Source organism: Caulobacter sp. 05L422 (assembly GCF_056397765.1).
Genome location: NZ_JBFTOB010000003.1, coordinates 178,352 through 194,616 on the forward strand (window position 1 = coordinate 178,352; position 16,265 = coordinate 194,616).

At 68.3% G+C, this 16,265-nt stretch carries 16 protein-coding genes; 9 read left to right on the top strand and 7 right to left on the bottom strand.

All coding sequences use genetic code 11. The features are described from left to right. Window positions 1-50 precede the first annotated feature (50 nt). Window positions 51-1,016, top strand: a complete 966-nt coding sequence (locus tag AC1DMQ_RS04905; protein ID WP_477032424.1) for an NAD-dependent epimerase/dehydratase family protein — start codon at window positions 51-53, stop codon at window positions 1,014-1,016. 74 nt (window positions 1,017-1,090) lie between these two features. Further along, the gene (locus tag AC1DMQ_RS04910; protein ID WP_477032425.1) at window positions 1,091-2,260 is read left to right on the top strand and encodes an MFS transporter; all 1,170 of its coding nucleotides are present in this window, start codon (window positions 1,091-1,093) and stop codon (window positions 2,258-2,260) included. Between the two features lie 8 nt (window positions 2,261-2,268). Here AC1DMQ_RS04910 and AC1DMQ_RS04915 read toward each other — a convergent pair whose 3' ends face one another. Then, window positions 2,269-2,841 (bottom strand): hypothetical protein, encoded by a 573-nt coding sequence (locus tag AC1DMQ_RS04915; RefSeq protein ID WP_477032426.1) that lies wholly within the window; start codon window positions 2,839-2,841, stop codon window positions 2,269-2,271. A 67-nt stretch (window positions 2,842-2,908) separates the two neighbouring features. Continuing rightward, window positions 2,909-4,183 carry a crotonyl-CoA carboxylase/reductase gene (ccrA, locus tag AC1DMQ_RS04920; protein WP_477032427.1) on the bottom strand — a complete coding sequence of 425 codons (1,275 nt, stop codon included), beginning with the start codon at window positions 4,181-4,183 and terminating at the stop codon, window positions 2,909-2,911. 293 nt (window positions 4,184-4,476) lie between these two features. Between ccrA and AC1DMQ_RS04925 the strand changes: the two genes are divergently transcribed. Continuing rightward, window positions 4,477-5,223, top strand: a complete 747-nt coding sequence (locus tag AC1DMQ_RS04925; protein WP_477032511.1) for an enoyl-CoA hydratase/isomerase family protein — start codon at window positions 4,477-4,479, stop codon at window positions 5,221-5,223. A 36-nt stretch (window positions 5,224-5,259) separates the two neighbouring features. Here the strand turns inward: AC1DMQ_RS04925 and AC1DMQ_RS04930 are convergent, their stop codons facing one another. Then, the gene (locus AC1DMQ_RS04930) at window positions 5,260-6,288 is read right to left on the bottom strand and encodes a hypothetical protein (protein ID WP_477032428.1); all 1,029 of its coding nucleotides are present in this window, start codon (window positions 6,286-6,288) and stop codon (window positions 5,260-5,262) included. A gap of 508 nt (window positions 6,289-6,796) precedes the next feature. Here AC1DMQ_RS04930 and AC1DMQ_RS04935 point away from each other — a divergent pair. From AC1DMQ_RS04935 to AC1DMQ_RS04950, 4 genes are read left to right on the top strand one after another with little or no spacing between them, the layout of a single operon-like run. After that, window positions 6,797-6,922, top strand: a complete 126-nt coding sequence (locus AC1DMQ_RS04935; RefSeq protein ID WP_156390673.1) for a hypothetical protein — start codon at window positions 6,797-6,799, stop codon at window positions 6,920-6,922. Between the two features lie 9 nt (window positions 6,923-6,931). Then, window positions 6,932-7,264: a DUF6481 family protein gene (locus tag AC1DMQ_RS04940; RefSeq protein ID WP_477032429.1), complete on the top strand. Its 333-nt coding sequence runs from the start codon at window positions 6,932-6,934 to the stop codon at window positions 7,262-7,264. A gap of 27 nt (window positions 7,265-7,291) precedes the next feature. Then, window positions 7,292-7,540, top strand: a complete 249-nt coding sequence (locus AC1DMQ_RS04945; RefSeq protein WP_477032430.1) for a hypothetical protein — start codon at window positions 7,292-7,294, stop codon at window positions 7,538-7,540. 26 nt (window positions 7,541-7,566) lie between these two features. After that, complete coding sequence (locus AC1DMQ_RS04950) at window positions 7,567-7,851, top strand: hypothetical protein (protein WP_477032431.1); 285 nt, start codon at window positions 7,567-7,569, stop codon at window positions 7,849-7,851. 30 nt (window positions 7,852-7,881) lie between these two features. Here the strand turns inward: AC1DMQ_RS04950 and AC1DMQ_RS04955 are convergent, their stop codons facing one another. Next, entirely contained in the window at window positions 7,882-9,510 is a 1,629-nt protein-coding gene (locus AC1DMQ_RS04955) for an ABC-F family ATP-binding cassette domain-containing protein (protein WP_477032432.1), read from the bottom strand. Between the two features lie 259 nt (window positions 9,511-9,769). Here AC1DMQ_RS04955 and AC1DMQ_RS04960 point away from each other — a divergent pair, with 259 nt between their 5' ends. Beyond that, window positions 9,770-12,403 carry a glycoside hydrolase family 3 C-terminal domain-containing protein gene (locus tag AC1DMQ_RS04960; RefSeq protein WP_477032433.1) on the top strand — a complete coding sequence of 878 codons (2,634 nt, stop codon included), beginning with the start codon at window positions 9,770-9,772 and terminating at the stop codon, window positions 12,401-12,403. Between the two features lie 88 nt (window positions 12,404-12,491). Here AC1DMQ_RS04960 and AC1DMQ_RS04965 read toward each other — a convergent pair whose 3' ends face one another. From AC1DMQ_RS04965 to AC1DMQ_RS04975, 3 genes are all read right to left on the bottom strand, one after another. Next, complete coding sequence (locus AC1DMQ_RS04965; protein ID WP_477032434.1) at window positions 12,492-13,235, bottom strand: helix-turn-helix transcriptional regulator; 744 nt, start codon at window positions 13,233-13,235, stop codon at window positions 12,492-12,494. A 219-nt stretch (window positions 13,236-13,454) separates the two neighbouring features. Then, the gene (locus tag AC1DMQ_RS04970) at window positions 13,455-14,546 is read right to left on the bottom strand and encodes a glycosyltransferase family 4 protein (protein ID WP_477032435.1); all 1,092 of its coding nucleotides are present in this window, start codon (window positions 14,544-14,546) and stop codon (window positions 13,455-13,457) included. Continuing rightward, on the bottom strand, window positions 14,546-15,370 hold the full coding sequence (locus AC1DMQ_RS04975; RefSeq protein ID WP_477032436.1) for a UDP-2,3-diacylglucosamine diphosphatase: 825 nt from the start codon (window positions 15,368-15,370) through the stop codon (window positions 14,546-14,548). Before AC1DMQ_RS04975 ends, AC1DMQ_RS04970 begins: the two co-directional genes overlap by 1 nt. A 263-nt stretch (window positions 15,371-15,633) precedes the next feature. Between AC1DMQ_RS04975 and AC1DMQ_RS04980 the strand changes: the two genes are divergently transcribed. Further along, complete coding sequence (locus tag AC1DMQ_RS04980) at window positions 15,634-16,263, top strand: TetR/AcrR family transcriptional regulator (RefSeq protein ID WP_477032437.1); 630 nt, start codon at window positions 15,634-15,636, stop codon at window positions 16,261-16,263. The last annotated feature ends 2 nt before the right edge of the window (window positions 16,264-16,265 follow it).

Sequence of the window (16,265 nt, forward strand, 5' to 3'; positions counted from 1 at the left end):
CCGCATAGCCTGACGCCTGCGATTCGACCTGGAGTTTGCGAGAGAACGGCATGAGCGTCCTGGTCCTCGGAGGGACGGGTTTCATCGGCGCGCCCACGGTGGCGCGGCTGCTGGCCGACGGCGTCGAAACGGCGGTGGGGCGTCACGGCGCGCGCCCGGTAGTGGCCGGAGCGACCTCGGTGGTGGTCGACCGCAACGACCCGGCGGCCGTGCTCACGGCGGTGCGCGAGACGGGCGCCGACACGGTGATCGACTTGATCGCCTACACCGGGGCCGACACCCTGCCGCTGCTCGACGCGCTGTCGGGCCAGATCGCCCGCTATGTGATGGTCAGCTCGGTCGACGTCTATCGCAACTACGAGGGCCTGCACCGCAAGGGCCGGCCGACGCCGATCTGGGACCGGCTGACCGAGGACGCCGAACTGCGCGCCAGCCGCTTCCCCTATCGCCTGGCCAAGCCGCGCGCGGCCGGCGATCCTCAGGGCTGGATGGACGACTACGACAAGATTCCTCTTGAGGAGGCCGCTCGGACGAGCAGCGGGTTCGACACCACCATCCTGCGCCTGCCGATGGTGTTCGGGCCGGGCGACCGCCAGCGACGGTTCTCGTGGGCGATCCGGCCGATGGCCCAGGGCCGGCCGCGCATCGTGATCCCCCACCCGTGGGCCAGTTGGCGGGCGACCTTCGGCTATGTCGACGACGTGGCGGCGGGGATCGCCCTGGCGGCCACGCACCCCCGGGCCGGCGGCGAGACCTACAACCTCGGCCGCTCCAACACCCCGACCAACCTGGCCTGGGCCGCCAGCTTCGCCGAACACCTGAACTGGCCCGGCGACGTCCAGCTGGCCCACCCCGACGTGGCGCGCGGCGCCCTGGCCAAGGCGGTCTCGGGCCTGGACCTCGACTACCCGCTGTTCATCGACAACGCCAAGATCCGTAGGCGGCTGGGCTACGTGGAGGTCACGGACTTCGAGGAGGCGCTGGCGCGGACGGTTGCGGACGAGATGGCGCGCTAGATCCCAGGACACCCTCTCCCTCTGGGAGAGGGTGAAGTTACGGCGTACCCTCCTCGCGGCGAGGGGAAGCGCTCATGAAACCAACATGGCCCATATGGCTCGTCTGCCTGTCGGCGGCGATGATCGAGGGGTTCGACATCCAGTCGATGGGGGTGGCGGCGCCGCGCATGCTGCCGGCCCTGCACCTGACGCCGGGCCAGGCCGGGTGGGCGTTCAGCGCCAGCTTGATCGGGCTGATGGTAGGGGCCAGCTTCGGCGGGGTGATCGCCGACCGGAACGGGCGGCGGCCGGTGCTGACCGCCTCGGTGGCGGCGTTCGGCGTGTTCTCGCTGATCACCGCCCTGGCGACCGGCTTTTGGCCGCTGCTGGCCGTGCGGTTCCTCACCGGATTGGGCCTGGGCGGCGCCATGCCGATGCTGATCGCCCTGGCCTCCGAGCAGGCCAGTGCGGCCCGCAAGGCGACCATGGTGGCCCTGATCGCCGGCGGCATGCCGCTGGGCGGGGCGGTGGCCGGGCTGGTGGCCCGCACGCCGATGGCCCTGGACGACTGGCGGACGATCTTCCTGGTCGGCGGCCTGGTGCCCCTGGTCATCGCGCCGCTGCTGTACCTCGTGCTGCCCGTCGGACGGCCCGACCGCGCTGCCCACCAGAGCGGCGACGCGACCCGCGCCCTGTTCGGGGCGGGGCGCTGGCCGGCCACGGCCTGCATCTGGGTCAGCTACGCCCTGGTCGCCCTGACCCTGCACCTGCTGCTCAACTGGCTGCCGACCCTGCTGGTGTCGCGCGGCCTGCCGCCGGCCGCCGCCTTCCTGGTCTCGGCCCTGTTCAACCTCGGAGGCGCGACGGGCGGACTGGCGTTCGGCCTGGTCGTCGACCGCCTGGGCGCGCGCTGGCCGCTGCTGGCCGGCTATGCCGGTCTGGCCGTGGTCCTGGTGGCGCTGTCCGGCGCCGACGGCGGGACGACGATCGCCGTGCTGGCCTTCGCCGCCGGCTTCCTGCTGATGGGCGGACAGTTCACCCTCTACGGCCTGACCCCGCCCTACTACCCGATCGCCGTGCGGTCGACCGGCGTGGGCGCGGCCGTGGCCGCCGGCCGCGTGGGCTCGATCCTCGGTCCCCTGGCCGCCGCCCAGCTGATCGGTGGCGGCGCGACGGGCGCTGCGGTGGTCGGGGCCCTGGTCCCGGTGGTGGTCGTGGCGGGCGCGGTGGCGGGGCTGCTGACCTTCGTCGGGAAGGCGGACTAGGCGCCCGTCTACCGCTTTATGGCTTTGGTCAGTTCGGGACTGCTCATCACCGAAAAGGTGTGGAACCGTCGGGCGCTGGGCGGGCCGGTCATCGTGGTCGTGTAGAGCAGCATCCTGCCGGTGGCTCTGGAGCGATAGTCCCGAATCCAGGTGTTGTCGTTGTCTCCGCCGAGGGTCTCCCGTGTGAAGGTCCAGCGCGGATCCGCACGCAGCAACCGTTCCATCTCGGCCTCGCGCAGGTCGGCCACCCGCACCGTGCATTGGGTCGTCGGGCCGGCGGGAAAATCGACGACGCCGACGCGCAGCCACCAGGTGTCGGACTCGCGCAGGGTCCAGGCCCGCGACGCGACGTGCTTGCCGCCCGGGGGCGGCGGACGGTTCAGCTGCGCCAGCCCCACGGGATCGTCCTCGCCGTGACCGTTCTTGGCCACCAGGGCCGCGACCGCCTCCGGGGCGGGATTGGCGCAATACTGCTCTATCCGCGCCAGCACGGCGGCTTCCGAAGGGGCCGCCGACGCCGAGCCGGCATGAACCGTCGCGGCGGCCACGGCCGCCCCCGCCAGGATTTTCAGAGCGCGCAATTTGAACTCCCCAAACACGAAGGAGAGTGTAGCGGCGCGCAACCGGAAGTCTATCTGGCGCGGGCGGTTAAAGCCCCTCGCTGATCTCCATCACTTCCTCGAACGTCCGCAGGCCTGGGCGTTGGGCGCAGACCAGCACGGCCATGTTTCCGGGCAGGTGCTGGTTGGCCAGCATCTTCTCGTGGGCGGCGGGGATGTCTTCCCAGGGGAAGACTTCCGACAGGCAGGGGTCCACCCGGCGGTCGATGACCAGCTGGTTGGCGGCCGAGGCCTGCATCAGGTTGGCGAAGTGGCTGCCCTGGACGCGCTTCTGGCGCATCCACAGGAAGCGGGCGTCCATGGTCAGGTTGAAGCCGCTGGTGCCGGCGCAGATGGCGACCATGCCGCCGCGTTTGACGACGAACACCGAGACCGGGAAGGTCGACTCGCCCGGATGCTCGAACACCAGGTCGACGTCCTTGTTGCCGGTGACCTGCCAGATGGCTTTGCCGAACTTGCGGCTCTCCTTCATGTAGTCGTTGAACTCGGGGCCGTTGACGGTGGGCAGTTGGCCCCAGCAGTTGAACGCCTTGCGGTTCAGCACCGCCTTGGCGCCCATGCTCTTGACGAAGTCGATCTTGTCGTCGTCGCTGACCACGCCGATGGCGTTGGCCCCGACCACGGCGGCCAGCTGCACGGCGAACACGCCCAGGCCTCCCGAAGCGCCCCAGACCAGCACGTTCTGGCCGGGCTTCAGCTCGTGCGGCTTGTGGCCGAACAGCATGCGGTAGGCGGTGGCCAGGGTCAGGGTGTAGCAGGCGGCTTCTTCCCAGGTCAGGTGCTTGGGGCGCGGCATCAGCTGGCGCGACTGCACCCGGCAGAACTGGGCGAAGCTGCCGTCCGGCGTCTCGTAGCCCCAGATGCGCTGGCTCGACGAGAACATCGGGTCGCCGCCGTTGCACTCCTCGTCGTCGCCGTCGTCCTGGTTGCAGTGGATGACCACCTCGTCGCCCAGCTTCCAGCGTTTGACCTTGGCGCCGACCTTCCAGACGATCCCGGACGCGTCGGATCCGGCCACGTGATAGGGCTGCTTGTGGACGTCCAGCACGCTGACCGGCTCGCCCAGGGCGGCCCAGACGCCGTTGTAGTTGACGCCCGCAGCCATCACGAGGACCAGCACCTCGTCCTCGCCGATCTCCCAGGTGGGCACGACCTCGACCTGCATGGCGTCCGACGGCTTGCCGTGACGCTCCTGGCGGATGGCCCAGGCGTACATGGTCTTGGGCACGTGGAAGGCCGGCGGGATCTCGCCGATCTCGTACAGGTCCTTCAGCTCGGTCGTCTGCAGCGTGGCGGTGCTCATCTCACTCCCCGGGTCGTTCGGCGCTGCAACACAAACGCCGGATTGGCTCTCGCGCTCCGTGGATCGTTCAGCGCGCGTCGAAACCCGGCGTCGATCCATCGTTTTGGGCTTCGCGGCGGAAATTCCATCCCGAAGGCCATCTAAGCTGTGACAAGTGTTTAACTCTGGCAAGGGGAAAGTTGTTGCATCGCAGCATGGTTGCGCGTGAAACGACCGGCCTCGGAGCAAAGCGGCGGACCGTGGCTCAGCTTTCCATTCCCGCCGTCATCGGCCACGTTCCCCCGATGAGCGCGATGATCCACGTCAGCCGCCCCACGGGCTCGATCCTGCTGCTGGAGCTGGACGCCCCGCCGGCCAACGCCCTGGGGCTGGCCGTGCGGGCCCAGCTGGTCAAGGTGCTCGACGAGATCGCCAAGGACGAGGAGGTCCGGGCGGTGGTGCTGACCGGCCGGGGCGGGGTGTTCTGCGCCGGCGACGACCTGCGCGAAGCCGCCGAACGCCAAGCAGGGGGCCGCGCCCCGGCCGACGCCCTGGCGGCGGTCGAGAACTTCAACCGGCTGATGGACTGGATCGAAGCCCTGCGGGTGCCGGTGATCGCCGCGATCGACGGCTGGTGCTTCGGCGGCGGGCTGGAGCTGGCCCTGGCCTGCGACATCCGCCTGGCCAGCGACCGGGCGGTGTTCGCCGCCTCGGGGGTCAATATCGGGCTGATGGCCTCGGTCACCCGCCTGCCCCGGCTGATCGGCGTGGCGCGGGCCAAGGCCCACCTGCTGACCGGCGCCCAGTTCGGTCCCGAGCGGGCCCTGGCCGACGGGATCGTCACGGCCGTCCATTCGCCCGAGCGCCTGCTGCCCGAGGCCTTCCACCTGGCCGAATGGATCGCCTCCCGCGCGCCCCTGGCCGTGGAGGCCACCAAGCGGGTGGTCGACGGCCGGTCCTATGTCGAGGAGGAGCTGCCGGCCCTGGTGGCCAGCGCCGACCATCGCGAGGCGGTGGCGGCGTTCATGGCCAAGCGGACGACGCTGTTCAAGCGGGGGTAGGCAGAGTGGCGTTCCGGTGGATCAACACACGGGCGGCTAAAGCTGATTTCCTTTTCTGGAAAGGTAGTCCGCGATCGCGATATCCATCATCGCTACCCCGATTAGATACCATTCCTTGTCGTGGGTTTCGCGATCAACCCATTTGCTAATGACGTCCTTTACGTCCTCAGCCAGAGTCAACGCTTCGCCCAAGCCGGGTACATAGTGCAGCGGTTTCACGACCCAGCCCGCAACTTCAAAAATCTTTTCGGCCTTTCGTCCCGCTTCGGCTCGGGCGTACGCGTCCGCCATCGCCGCCAGAAGGCCTCTTTGTGCCTCAGGCGAGGATGCCTCCAGCAAAAAAGGGGAAACACGCGCGGCGTAGGCCTTTACGACGCTATCATTCTTGACCGCACTAAGTGCCAGAGCATCCGGTGGCGAGAAATTCAACAAACCAGCCGCGAAATTCTCGCCATCTATCACTTGTTCTGACAAATTTGGGAGGTCGAAAGGCGAAGCAAGTTGGTTCTTGAAAAGAAATTGTCCAATCTCTCTTAGTACATCGATGTCGTGTTCGCTCAAAACTAACGCGGCGCTCGCCGCTGTTGTGGCGCGAATCTGGAGGAAAAGCCGGCAAAGGTAGTGATGTGCAACTTGGTTGCGTATTTCCCGCTTTTTGCCTTCTGTATCATCTTCGCTATCGAATTTCAGCGGACGAAAGTCCACAGCTGACACGTGCGCCCAGCACTCTTGGGACAATGCGCCATTTTGAATAATTATATTGGCGAATATTTTGGTGTCTTCGTCCCATTCACTACCCCCAAAATTATCGTCATCGTTCAGTATGATGCCAAGGTGTTGTGCACTGAGCGATGAGTTCTCGTGTTGCTCAGAGGGGAGGTTCCAGTCAACTGATGGAACCACAATATGGCTCGCAAGTGCGACGAATGTAGCTGCGCGATCAAAATAAGATTTCGAAACACGTCGATTCACGCACATGTAGTAGGGGTGGGTGGTGAAGTTCCGCTCAGGGCGCAGATGCTCGTCGATCCAGCGGACAAGCGCAGTTTCGAAATAGCCGCCCAAAATTATCCGCACTTGGTGGCTCCGCGTTATTTTCCTCCACTATTGAACCTTAAGGTTGTTAATTTCGCAACGGTTGAGCTTAGCTGCTTGGCCGCCAACTTGGTTGGAAAACGTATTTCCACCGGCCGGGGATGCGGACGTGCTAGGGTGATCCCAAGGCGCTAGGACGCGCCGTCGACGAGTCCCGGTCCGCTTGGCGGGCCGTCTCGACGCACCCCGGAAAGGGGTCGCATGACCGTCAGTCGCCACGACCAGCGCCCTTCACGGACCTGACACCGTCTTTCACCGCACGCGTCGCGCCGGGCTGTCCAGCCCAAGCGCCTGATCGCGCGCGGCCCCTCTCCCGAACAGGAACGCTCCTTGTCCAAAGGCAATCGCGAAGTCCGCAAGCCCAAGACCGCCAAGCCCAAGGTGATCGCCGCCGCAGCGCCGACCCTGCTGGCCCCGCTGGGCGGCAAGAAGAAATAGCCGCCGCGTTCCGTCCGCCCACGACCGAAAGGCTCACGCCATGAAGACCTATCCCGGAACCCGGCCCTCGGGCCCCAAGGGCCTGAACGATCCCCGCTCAACCGGCGGCCAGCCCTCGCGGCCCCGGCCGATCGACCCCGACGCCCTGCGCGGCACCAAGACTTAAGGGCGCGACATGAATGACACCAAGGGCGCCAGGCTGGCCGATCGGCTGAAGACGGCCGCCGAGGCCAAGCAGGCGCTGCTCGCCAAGTTCAAGCCCAAGGCGGCGGTGGTCGATCCGCTGTTCGCCGAGCGCGGGGTCGAGGAGGCCGCCGAGCTGAAGGCCGTGCGGGCCGAGCGCCAGGCGGTCCGGGCGGTCAAGAAACAGGCGGCGGCGGTGGTCGCCGCCGACGCGGCCGCCGTGGCCGACCAGCGGGCCGAACGCAAGCGCGCCAAGGCCCCGACCGAGGCCGAGGCCAAGGACAAGCGCGACGCCAAGTACGCGGCGCGCAAGTCTCGCCAATGACGGCCTCCCGTTGATGGCTCCCCTGTGATGGCCAAACCCGCGCCCAGACCGGAGTCGCCGTTCGGGTCCCAGGACTACGAGCTGTCCTGCGACAACCTCGTCACCCTGCGCGAGGCCCACATCCGCTCGCGCCACGCCCGGCCGATGCGGGTGGGCGACGTCTGCACGCTCAGCCAGGACGGCGAGGTCTACGAGCTGGTGGTCACCGACTTCACCGATCGCGGCGGCGAGGGCTGGAGCGTCCGTTGCCGCATCATCGACATGCACCACCGATGACCGCCTCTGCCGGACGGCGTCGTAGAATGCGAAGCGACGGCGCCAGGCGGATCGCGTCCGAACGCCGGATCGGGGGGCTGATACGCTGGCAGGCCGCGCCGCGTCGGGCCGGCGGCGCCCGGCCGGGCCTGTGGGCCGCGGTGGCGGGCGCCGCGGTGCTGCTGACCTTGGCCGTGATCGCCGCCCGCACCGCCGGCTGGCTGCACTGGGGAAACCTGCTGATGCTGGTCCCGGCGGGCGTGCTGGTGATGGTGTTCGGAGCCGGCCTGGTCGCCATGCTCCGGCGCGCCGTGGCCTGGCTGGCGGGCTAGGCGAGGTCGCGCCTAGCGGTTCGAGGACCGCTACCCTCCCGGGTGCAGCCCCGGCGCTTCCTGGCCCGTGCGGGTGACATATTCCGTATAACCGCCGCCGTACTGATGGACTCCCTCGGGCGTCAGTTCCAGCACGCGGTTCGACAGGGCCGCCAGGAAATGGCGGTCGTGCGAGACGAAGAGCATGGTGCCCTCGAAGTCCGCCAGGGCCGTGACCAGCATCTCCTTGGTCGCCATGTCCAGGTGGTTGGTCGGCTCGTCGAGCACCAGCAGGTTCGGCGGATCGAACAGCATCTTGGCCATGACCAGGCGCGCCTTCTCGCCGCCGGACAAGACGCGGCAGGGCTTTTCGACATCGTCGCCGGAGAAGCCGAAGCACCCCGCCAGGGTGCGCAGCGCGCCCTGGCCCGCTTGCGGGAACGAGCGCTCCAGGGACTCGAAGATCGTCTCTTCGCCGTCCAGCAGATCCATGGAGTGCTGGGCGAAATAGCCCATCCTGACGCTGGCGCCGATGTTGACCGTGCCCTGGTCGGGCGCGGTGTCGCCGGCCACGAGCTTCAACAGCGTCGACTTGCCGGCGCCGTTGGCGCCCAGGACGCACCAGCGCTCCTTGCGGCGCACCAGGAAATCGAGACCCTCATAGATCGGCTGGGCGCCGTAGCCCTTGTGGACGTCGCGCAGGTTGATCACATCGTCGCCCGATCGCGGCGGGCTCCTGAAATCGAACTGGACCGACTGGCGACGGCGCGGCGCCTCGACGCGTTCGATCTTGTCGAGCTTCTTGACCCGGCTCTGGACCTGGGCGGCGTGCGAGGCGCGCGCCTTGAACTTCTCGATGAACTTGATTTCCTTGGCCAGCATGGCCTGCTGGCGCTCGTACTGCGCCTGGCGTTGCTGCTCGCCGAGCGCGCGCTGCTGGTCGTAGAAGTCCAGATCGCCCGAATAGGTAATGAGCGAGCCGCCGTCGATCTCCACCACCTTGCCGATGATGCGGTTCATGAACGCGCGGTCGTGCGAGGTCATCAGCAGCGCGCCGTCGTAGTTCTTGAGGAAGGCCTCGAGCCAGATCAGGCTTTCCAGGTCGAGGTGGTTGCTGGGCTCGTCCAGCAGCATGCCGTCGGGCCGCATCAGCAGGATGCGGGCCAGGGCCACGCGCATCTTCCAGCCGCCGGACAGCAGGCCGACATCGCCGTCCATGCGTTCCTGGCTGAAGCTCAGGCCGGCCAGCACTTCGCGCGCGCGCGCTTCCAGCGCATAGCCGTCCAGTTCCTGGAAGCGCTCCAGCACCTCGCCATAGCGCTCCATGACGGCGTCCAGCTTCTCGGCCTGGTCCGGATCGACCATGGCCGCCTCGAGCTGGGCCATTTCGGCGGCCAGCGCGCTGACGGGGCCGACGCCGTCCATCACCGCGGCGACCGCGCTCTGGCCCGCCATCTCGCCGACATCCTGGCTGAAATAGCCGATCGTCATTCCGGGATCGATCGCGACCAGCCCGTCGTCGGGTTCCTCCCGGCCGGTGATCATGCGGAACAGCGTTGTCTTGCCGGCGCCGTTCGGGCCGACCAGCCCGACCTTTTCACCCTTCTGGATGCCCATCGAGGCTTCGATGAACAGGATCTGGTGGCCGTTTTGCTTGGAGATGTTGTCGAGGCGGATCATGGGGGGCTGCTAACCCGGGCCGAAGGAGAATGCCAGCCCTAGAGCCACGCCAATTCCAGGCGCGACGATTTGGCCGTCGCCCCCGACACTCCGATCCATGCCGCCTACGCGCGTCGCTGTCGTCTTTGCGGCGGCTGGCAAGGTACCGGTACCTTTTTTCACTGTCCCCGCCACGAGGCTTGTGTCTACATAGTCTTTGACACCGGTGTCGCGCCGGGACGAGACGACCTTGCAAAGGTCGCGGGACGAGGGGAAACGCGTGAAGGCTTCAGCGATCATTCCATCCAGCGGCGCGCTCGCCCTGGTCCTGGCCCTGGCGGTCGCCGGGACGGCTTGCGCCCAGGCGCCGGCGGCGTTCCTGGACCCGGCCCTCAAGCCCGAGACCCGCGCCGCGGCCCTGGTCTCGGCCATGACGCTGGAGGAGAAGGCCGGCCAGCTGAAGCACGCCGCCCCCGCCATCCCGCGCCTGGGCGTGCCGGCCTACAACTGGTGGAGCGAGGGGCTGCACGGCGTGGCCCGGGCCGGTGAGGCCACGGTGTTCCCGCAGGCGATCGGCATGGCCGCCACCTGGGACGCGCCGATGATCCACGGGATCGCCGACACCATCGCCACCGAGTTCCGCGCCAAGTACGTCGAGAAGCGCGCCCCCGACGGCGGTTCGGCCCAGTATCGCGGCCTGACCGTCTGGTCGCCCAACATCAACATCTTCCGCGACCCGCGCTGGGGCCGGGGCCAGGAGACCTGGGGCGAGGATCCGCACCTGACGGCCGAGATGGGCGTGGCCTTCGCCACCGGCCTGCAGGGCGACGACCCGACCTATTACAAGACCGTCGCCACGGCCAAGCACTTCGCGGTCCACAGCGGGCCCGAGGCCGACCGTCACCGCGACGACATCCACCCCTCGGCCCACGACCTGGAAGACACCTACCTGCCGGCCTTCAAGGCGCTGGTCACCCGGGCCAAGGTGGAGTCGGTGATGTGCGCCTACAACGCCGTCGACGGCGTGCCGGCCTGCGCCAACACCGCCCTGCTGGCCGACCGGCTGCGGCGCGACTGGCATTTCTCCGGCCACGTGGTCTCGGACTGCGCGGCCATCGCCGACGTCTTCCAGCCCACTTCGCACGGCTATGTGAAGACCGCCGAGGAAGCCGCCGCCGTCAGCATCAAGGCCGGCACCGACCTGTTCTGCGCCGAGTTCGGACCCGACAAGAGCAGCGACATCGGCCCCATCGTCGACGCCGTGCGCCATGGCCTGCTCAGCGAGGCGCAGCTGGACCAGGCCGTCCGCCGGCTGTTCATCGCCCGCCTGAAGCTGGGCCTGTTCGATCCGCCCGAGCGCGTTCCGTACTTCAAGATCACCGCCGCCGAGAACGACACCCCCGCCCACCGCGCCCTGTCGCTGGAGGCGGCCAAGGCCTCGATGGTGCTGCTGAAGAACGACGGCCTGCTGCCGCTGAAGGCCGCCCCGGTCCGCATCGCGGTGATCGGCCCCAACGCCGACAGCCTGGACGCCCTGGTGGGAAACTACAACGGCACGCCGTCCAAGCCGGTCACCGTGCTGGCCGGGCTGCGCGAGCGCTTCCCCGACGCCAGGATCGACTTCGTCGAGGGCACGGGCTGGACGGCCGCGCCGCGCGAAAACGTGCCGGACGGGGTGCTGAAGGACCTGAAGGTCGAGACCTTCCAGGGCCTGGACCTAGCCGGCGCGGCGACGGCGGCCGAGCCGGCCAAGAACGCGTCGTTCAGCTGGGGCCGGCCCCAGCGCCAGATGCGCACGACCTCGATGCGCTGGACCGGCGCGCTGACCCCGACCGAGACCGGCGTCCACCGCTTCACGGTCAGCGGCGAGGGCGGCTACCGGGTGATCGTCGACGGCGAGACCGTGGTCGACGCCTGGACCCGTGCCAAGGACTCCGCGCCTGACGGCGAGGTGGCCCTGACGGCCGGCAAGGCCAGCGCCATCGTCGTCGAGGCCAACCAGTCGGGCGAGCGGGGCGACCTGCGCCTGCAGTGGAGCCGCCCCAGCCGCGGCGCCGACGCGGCCCTGGCGGCCGCGAAGGATGCAGACCTGGTGGTGTTCGTCGGGGGGCTGACCGCCAAGCTCGAGGGCGAGGAGATGTCGGTGCGGGCCCCCGGCTTCGTCGGCGGCGACCGCACCAGCCTGGACTTGCCCGCCCCGCAGGAGGCCCTGCTGGAGCGGTTGAACACCACCGGCAAGCCAGTCGTCCTTGTACTGATGAATGGTTCGGCCCTCAGCGTGAACTGGGCCGACGCCCACCTTCCGGCCATCGTCGAGGCCTGGTATCCGGGCGGCGAGGGCGGTCGCGCGGTGGCCGGCCTGCTGGCGGGCGACTTCAGCCCCGCCGGCCGCCTGCCTCTGACCTTCTACCGCTCGGCCGACCAACTGCCGGCCTTCAAGGACTACGGCATGGCCGGCCGCACCTACCGCTATTTCGGCGGCGAGGCGCTGTATCCGTTCGGCCATGGCCTCAGCTACACGCGGTTCGCCTATGGCCGGGCGGTGCTGGAGCGCGCGGCGGTGAAGGCTGGCGAGGCCCAGACGGTGTCGGTCGACGTCACCAACAGCGGCGCGCGCGACGGCGACGAGGTGGTGCAGCTCTACGTCTCGCGCGACGTGGCCGGCGCGCCGGTGCGGTCGCTGCACGGCTTCCAGCGGGTGCATCTGAAGGCCGGCGAGACGCGGCGGGTGAGCTTCCCGCTGGACGGCGTCGCGATGAGCGTGGTGGCGGCCGACGGTTCGCGGTCGATCGCGGCCGGGCCGGTCAAGCTGTGGATCGGCGGCGGGCAGCCCGTGGCGCGGCCGGGGCTGGCGAAGCCGGCGGGCATCGAGGCGCGGTTCGAGGTGACGGGCAGCAAGGCGTTGGCGAACTGAGCGGGGACATGCCCTCGTGGCGTGTCCCCATCGGCATCCACGGAGCCAAGACCTGGGGACACGCCGCAAGGGCATGTCCCCGGTCGGCTCACCCCACCCGCACCAGCAACCCCAACTCCCCCGCCTTCATCACCGCCTCCTGCCGCTTGACCACGCCCAGGCGTTTCTTGGCGGCTTCGATGTGGTGGTGGACCGTGCGGGGCGAGAGGGTGAGGATCGCGCCGATCTCCCAGTCGGTCTTGCCCCGGCTGGCCCAGTACAGGCACTGGGCCTGGCGTTCGGAGATCACGCCGTAGTCCGGCCCATCGACGACATTGTCGTCCTTCAGCTCCCAGTGCTTGAGCATGATCGTGCCAAACACCGTGGCCAGGCTCTCGATCACGGCGCGGGCGGTGGGGTCGGTGGTGGTGGCCGCCGTGGCCATGCGGATCAGCACCTCGTGGCCGGCCGGGCCGAACACCCGCACCACGAAGCCGTCGTTCATGCCGAACTCGGACGCCTCGCCCCACATGGCCTGGGCGCGGTTGTCGCCCAGCGGCTTGGCGTCGGTCCAGGCGAAGGACCGGCCGGATTTCTGCAGCAGCTGGATGCACGGGTCGTGGACCACATAGCGTTCGCCCCAGTAGCGGGCGTCCCAGGCGTCGAAGTCGCGGCGGGCCAGGGTGGGCGGCTCGCGGCCCAGCTGCTCGGCGTTGATCAGGGTGGCGCAGAAGCGGTCATAGCCGAACGCGGCGAGCGCCCGCCCGAAATGGGCCTCGACCTCGTCGGGCGTCGCGTAGTGCGGCGCCTTGCTGAGAAAGCTCCAGGCTTGCTGTTCGGCCGTGTTCAACACGCGGATATGCTCGCCCCGTTGGGACGCTCAGACTAGGGGAGGGCGGGGGGATGGGCCAGGGGGCGGGAGTCTCTGTGGTGAGACGGTGGCTCACCTACTTGCCCCCACCTGACGGCTTCGCCGTCTGTCCGCCCCCATAGGGGGCTGAGGACGCCCCTCTTCCCCCTTTGGGGGAAGACGATCGCGAAGCGATCCGTAGGGGGCAAGTGTTCGCCGAACCTACGCCGCCGGCTTGCGCCGCAGCCTCGCCAGCCGCCGCAGCCTACGCCAGAACCGCGTCTTCTCCGGCTCGGGATACGGCTGCAGGTTCTTGTAGAACTCCTCGGCGCAGGCGCGCCACGAGAAGCCCTCGGCGAACTTGCGGACCGTGACGTGGTCGATGTCGAGACACGCCAGGCAGGCCTCGCGCAGGCCGTCGGTCTGGCCGGGGGCCAGCACGCCGGCGTTCGAGCCGGGGATGATGTCGATGGGGCCCGGGGCCGAGAACGCCGCCACCGGGACGCCGGCGGCCATGGCCTCCAGGATCACCAGGCCGAAGGTGTCGGTCAGGGACGGGAAGCAGAAGACGTCGGCGCAGGCGAAGTAGCGGGCCAGCTCCTCGCCGAACTTGGCGCCGGCGAAGACCACGTCCGGATACTTCTCGGCCAGCTCCTCGCGTTGCGGGCCGTCGCCGACGATCACCTTGGTGCCGGGCAGGTCCAGGCTGGCGAAGGCCTCGATGTTCTTCTCGACGGCCACGCGGCCGACATTGAGGAAGATCGGTCGGGCCAGGCCCTCGAACACGTCGGCGTCGCCCTGGACGCGCGGCTTGAACACGTCGGTGTCGACGCCGCGCGTCCAGGGCGAGATGTTGCGGAAGCCGTGGCGGATCAGCTCGTCGCGCATGGTCGGGGTGGCGACCATCAGCCGGCCCGACGGCTTGTGGAACCAGCGCATGTAGGTGTAGCCGGCCGACAATGGCAGCGGGAGACGAGCCGACACGTACTCAGGGAATCTTGTGTGGTAGCTGGTCGTGAACGGCAGCTTCCATTCCAGGCAGATGCGGCGGGCGGCCAGGCCGATCGGGCCCTCGGTGGCGATGTGGATCGCCTCGGGCTCGAACGACTTGAAGCGCTCCATCACCGGCTCGTAGGCGCCGATGGCCAGCTTGATCTCCGGATAGGTCGGAAGCGGGAAGGTGGGGAACTGGTCGGGGCTGACGACATCGACCTCATGGCCCATGGCTTTCAGCTCGGCCATCACCTTGGTGAGGGTCCGAACCACGCCGTTGACCTGCGGTTCCCAAGCATCTGTGGCGAGTAGTATCCGCATCAGGCGGCGGCAGGCTCCGCTATAGGGGGCTCGACGACGAGCGCCCGCGCCCGGTCGATCACCGACCAGGACCTAAGCTTGGACCATTCCAGGATTTCGAGCCGTCCGTCCATATGTTCCACGAGCGCGGTGCAGCTTTCCACCCAGTCGCCGTCGTTCACATAGAGCACGCCGTCGATTTCGCGCATCTCGGCCTTGTGGATATGTCCACAGATCACGCCGTCGACGCCGCGCCGACGGGCTTCGTCGGCGACCGCGGCCTCGAAATTCTCGATGAATTGCAGCGCGTTCTTCACCTTGACCTTCAGATAGGCCGAAAGACTCCAGTAGCCGAACCCCAGCTTGCGTCGTGCGCGATTGAGCAAGGTGTTCAGCATCAGGATCGTTCTGTACGACCAGTCGCCCAGGAAGGCCAGCCACTTGGCGTGCTGCACCACCCCGTCGAACTCGTCGCCATGGACCACCAGGTAGCGCTTGCCGTCGGCCGCTTCGTGGATCACGTCGCGGGCCACCACCACCCCGCCGAAGTGGGTGCCGCAGAAGTCGCGGACCCGGTCGTCGTGGTTGCCGGGCACGTAGATCACCTCGACGCCCTTGCGCGCCAGACGCAGGATCTTCTGCACCACGTCGTTGTGGCTCTGGGGCCAGTACCAGCCGCTGCGCAGCTTCCAGCCGTCGATGATGTCGCCCACCAGGTAGAGCTTGTCGCACTCGACGTGGCGGATGAAGTCCAGCAGCAGCTCGGCCTGGCAGCCGCGCGTGCCCAGGTGCACGTCGCTGATGAAGATCGAGCGGTAGTGGCGGATCTCGATGTCGGTGACCATGTGCCCCTCCGGCGGTTCAGGTCGGCGTTCGGGAACCGATCCCCCCGGACCGGCCATGACCCCCCGATTGCAAGGGAGGGCGCTTCGTCCGGCGATTAAGCTGATTGCATGTCGCTTTCGTGAAACGTCGTTCAGCACACGGCGCGACGCTGCGCCGCACCAACGCCCGAAATTTCACCATTGGATAAATCTTGTAGGACAAGGCAAAGCTTTACATGCGCTGTGCTGTTGCAGCGCAACATCGCTTTGACTAGATCAGGGTCATGGACGCCGCTCGCCTCGCCAAGGATACGCCCAAGTCGCTGAAGACCCGGGCGCGGATTCTCGACTGCGCGATGCGTCTGATCGCGGAGATCGGCTATCACGCCGCGACCAATCCGGTGATCGCCGACGCCGCGGGCCTGACGCGCGGAGCGATGCTCTACCACTTCCCCACCCGCGAGGCCTTGGTCGAGGCGGCCGTGGCCCACGTCCAGGCCGAGCGCTCGGCCCTGTTCCGCGCCGCCGCCGAGAACCTGCCGCCGGGCGGCGACGTCACCGAACACGCGATCGACAGCTACTGGGACCTGCTGCACACCGTGCCGTTCCTGGCCTTCGCCGAGCTGGAGGCCGCGGGCCGCACCGATCCGGCTGTCCAGGCCCTGCTGGCCCCGGCCCAGGCCGAGTTCGACCGCGCCCAGGCCGGCGACCACTTCCTGAAGATCCTCCACGCCGGGGCGGGGCCGCGCTTCCAGGCCAGCCGGGACCTGGCGCGGTTCATGCTGGAAGGCCTGGCGAAGGCGTCGCTGACCTACGACACCGACGGGCGGCGGGAACGGCTGCTGATGCTGATCAAGCGGGCCACGCACATGCTGAACCGCAAGGGGGATGTGCAGGATCTTTGGCCGGATTGAGT

What these genes read in the sequence shown, in the direction of transcription:
- AC1DMQ_RS04910 (WP_477032425.1), top strand. Translation starts at nt 1,091, where the DNA reads ATGAAACCAACATGGCCCATATGGCTCGTCTGCCTGTCGGCGGCGATG.
- AC1DMQ_RS04970 (WP_477032435.1), bottom strand. Translation starts at nt 14,546, where the DNA reads ATGCGGATACTACTCGCCACAGATGCTTGGGAACCGCAGGTCAACGGC.
- AC1DMQ_RS04905 (WP_477032424.1), top strand. Translation starts at nt 51, where the DNA reads ATGAGCGTCCTGGTCCTCGGAGGGACGGGTTTCATCGGCGCGCCCACG.
- AC1DMQ_RS04955 (WP_477032432.1), bottom strand. Translation starts at nt 9,510, where the DNA reads ATGATCCGCCTCGACAACATCTCCAAGCAAAACGGCCACCAGATCCTG.
- AC1DMQ_RS04945 (WP_477032430.1), top strand. Translation starts at nt 7,292, where the DNA reads ATGGCCAAACCCGCGCCCAGACCGGAGTCGCCGTTCGGGTCCCAGGAC.
- AC1DMQ_RS04925 (WP_477032511.1), top strand. Translation starts at nt 4,477, where the DNA reads ATGATCCACGTCAGCCGCCCCACGGGCTCGATCCTGCTGCTGGAGCTG.
- AC1DMQ_RS04935 (WP_156390673.1), top strand. Translation starts at nt 6,797, where the DNA reads ATGAAGACCTATCCCGGAACCCGGCCCTCGGGCCCCAAGGGCCTGAAC.
- AC1DMQ_RS04975 (WP_477032436.1), bottom strand. Translation starts at nt 15,370, where the DNA reads ATGGTCACCGACATCGAGATCCGCCACTACCGCTCGATCTTCATCAGC.
- AC1DMQ_RS04940 (WP_477032429.1), top strand. Translation starts at nt 6,932, where the DNA reads ATGAATGACACCAAGGGCGCCAGGCTGGCCGATCGGCTGAAGACGGCC.
- AC1DMQ_RS04950 (WP_477032431.1), top strand. Translation starts at nt 7,567, where the DNA reads ATGCGAAGCGACGGCGCCAGGCGGATCGCGTCCGAACGCCGGATCGGG.
- AC1DMQ_RS04980 (WP_477032437.1), top strand. Translation starts at nt 15,634, where the DNA reads ATGGACGCCGCTCGCCTCGCCAAGGATACGCCCAAGTCGCTGAAGACC.
- ccrA (WP_477032427.1), bottom strand. Translation starts at nt 4,183, where the DNA reads ATGAGCACCGCCACGCTGCAGACGACCGAGCTGAAGGACCTGTACGAG.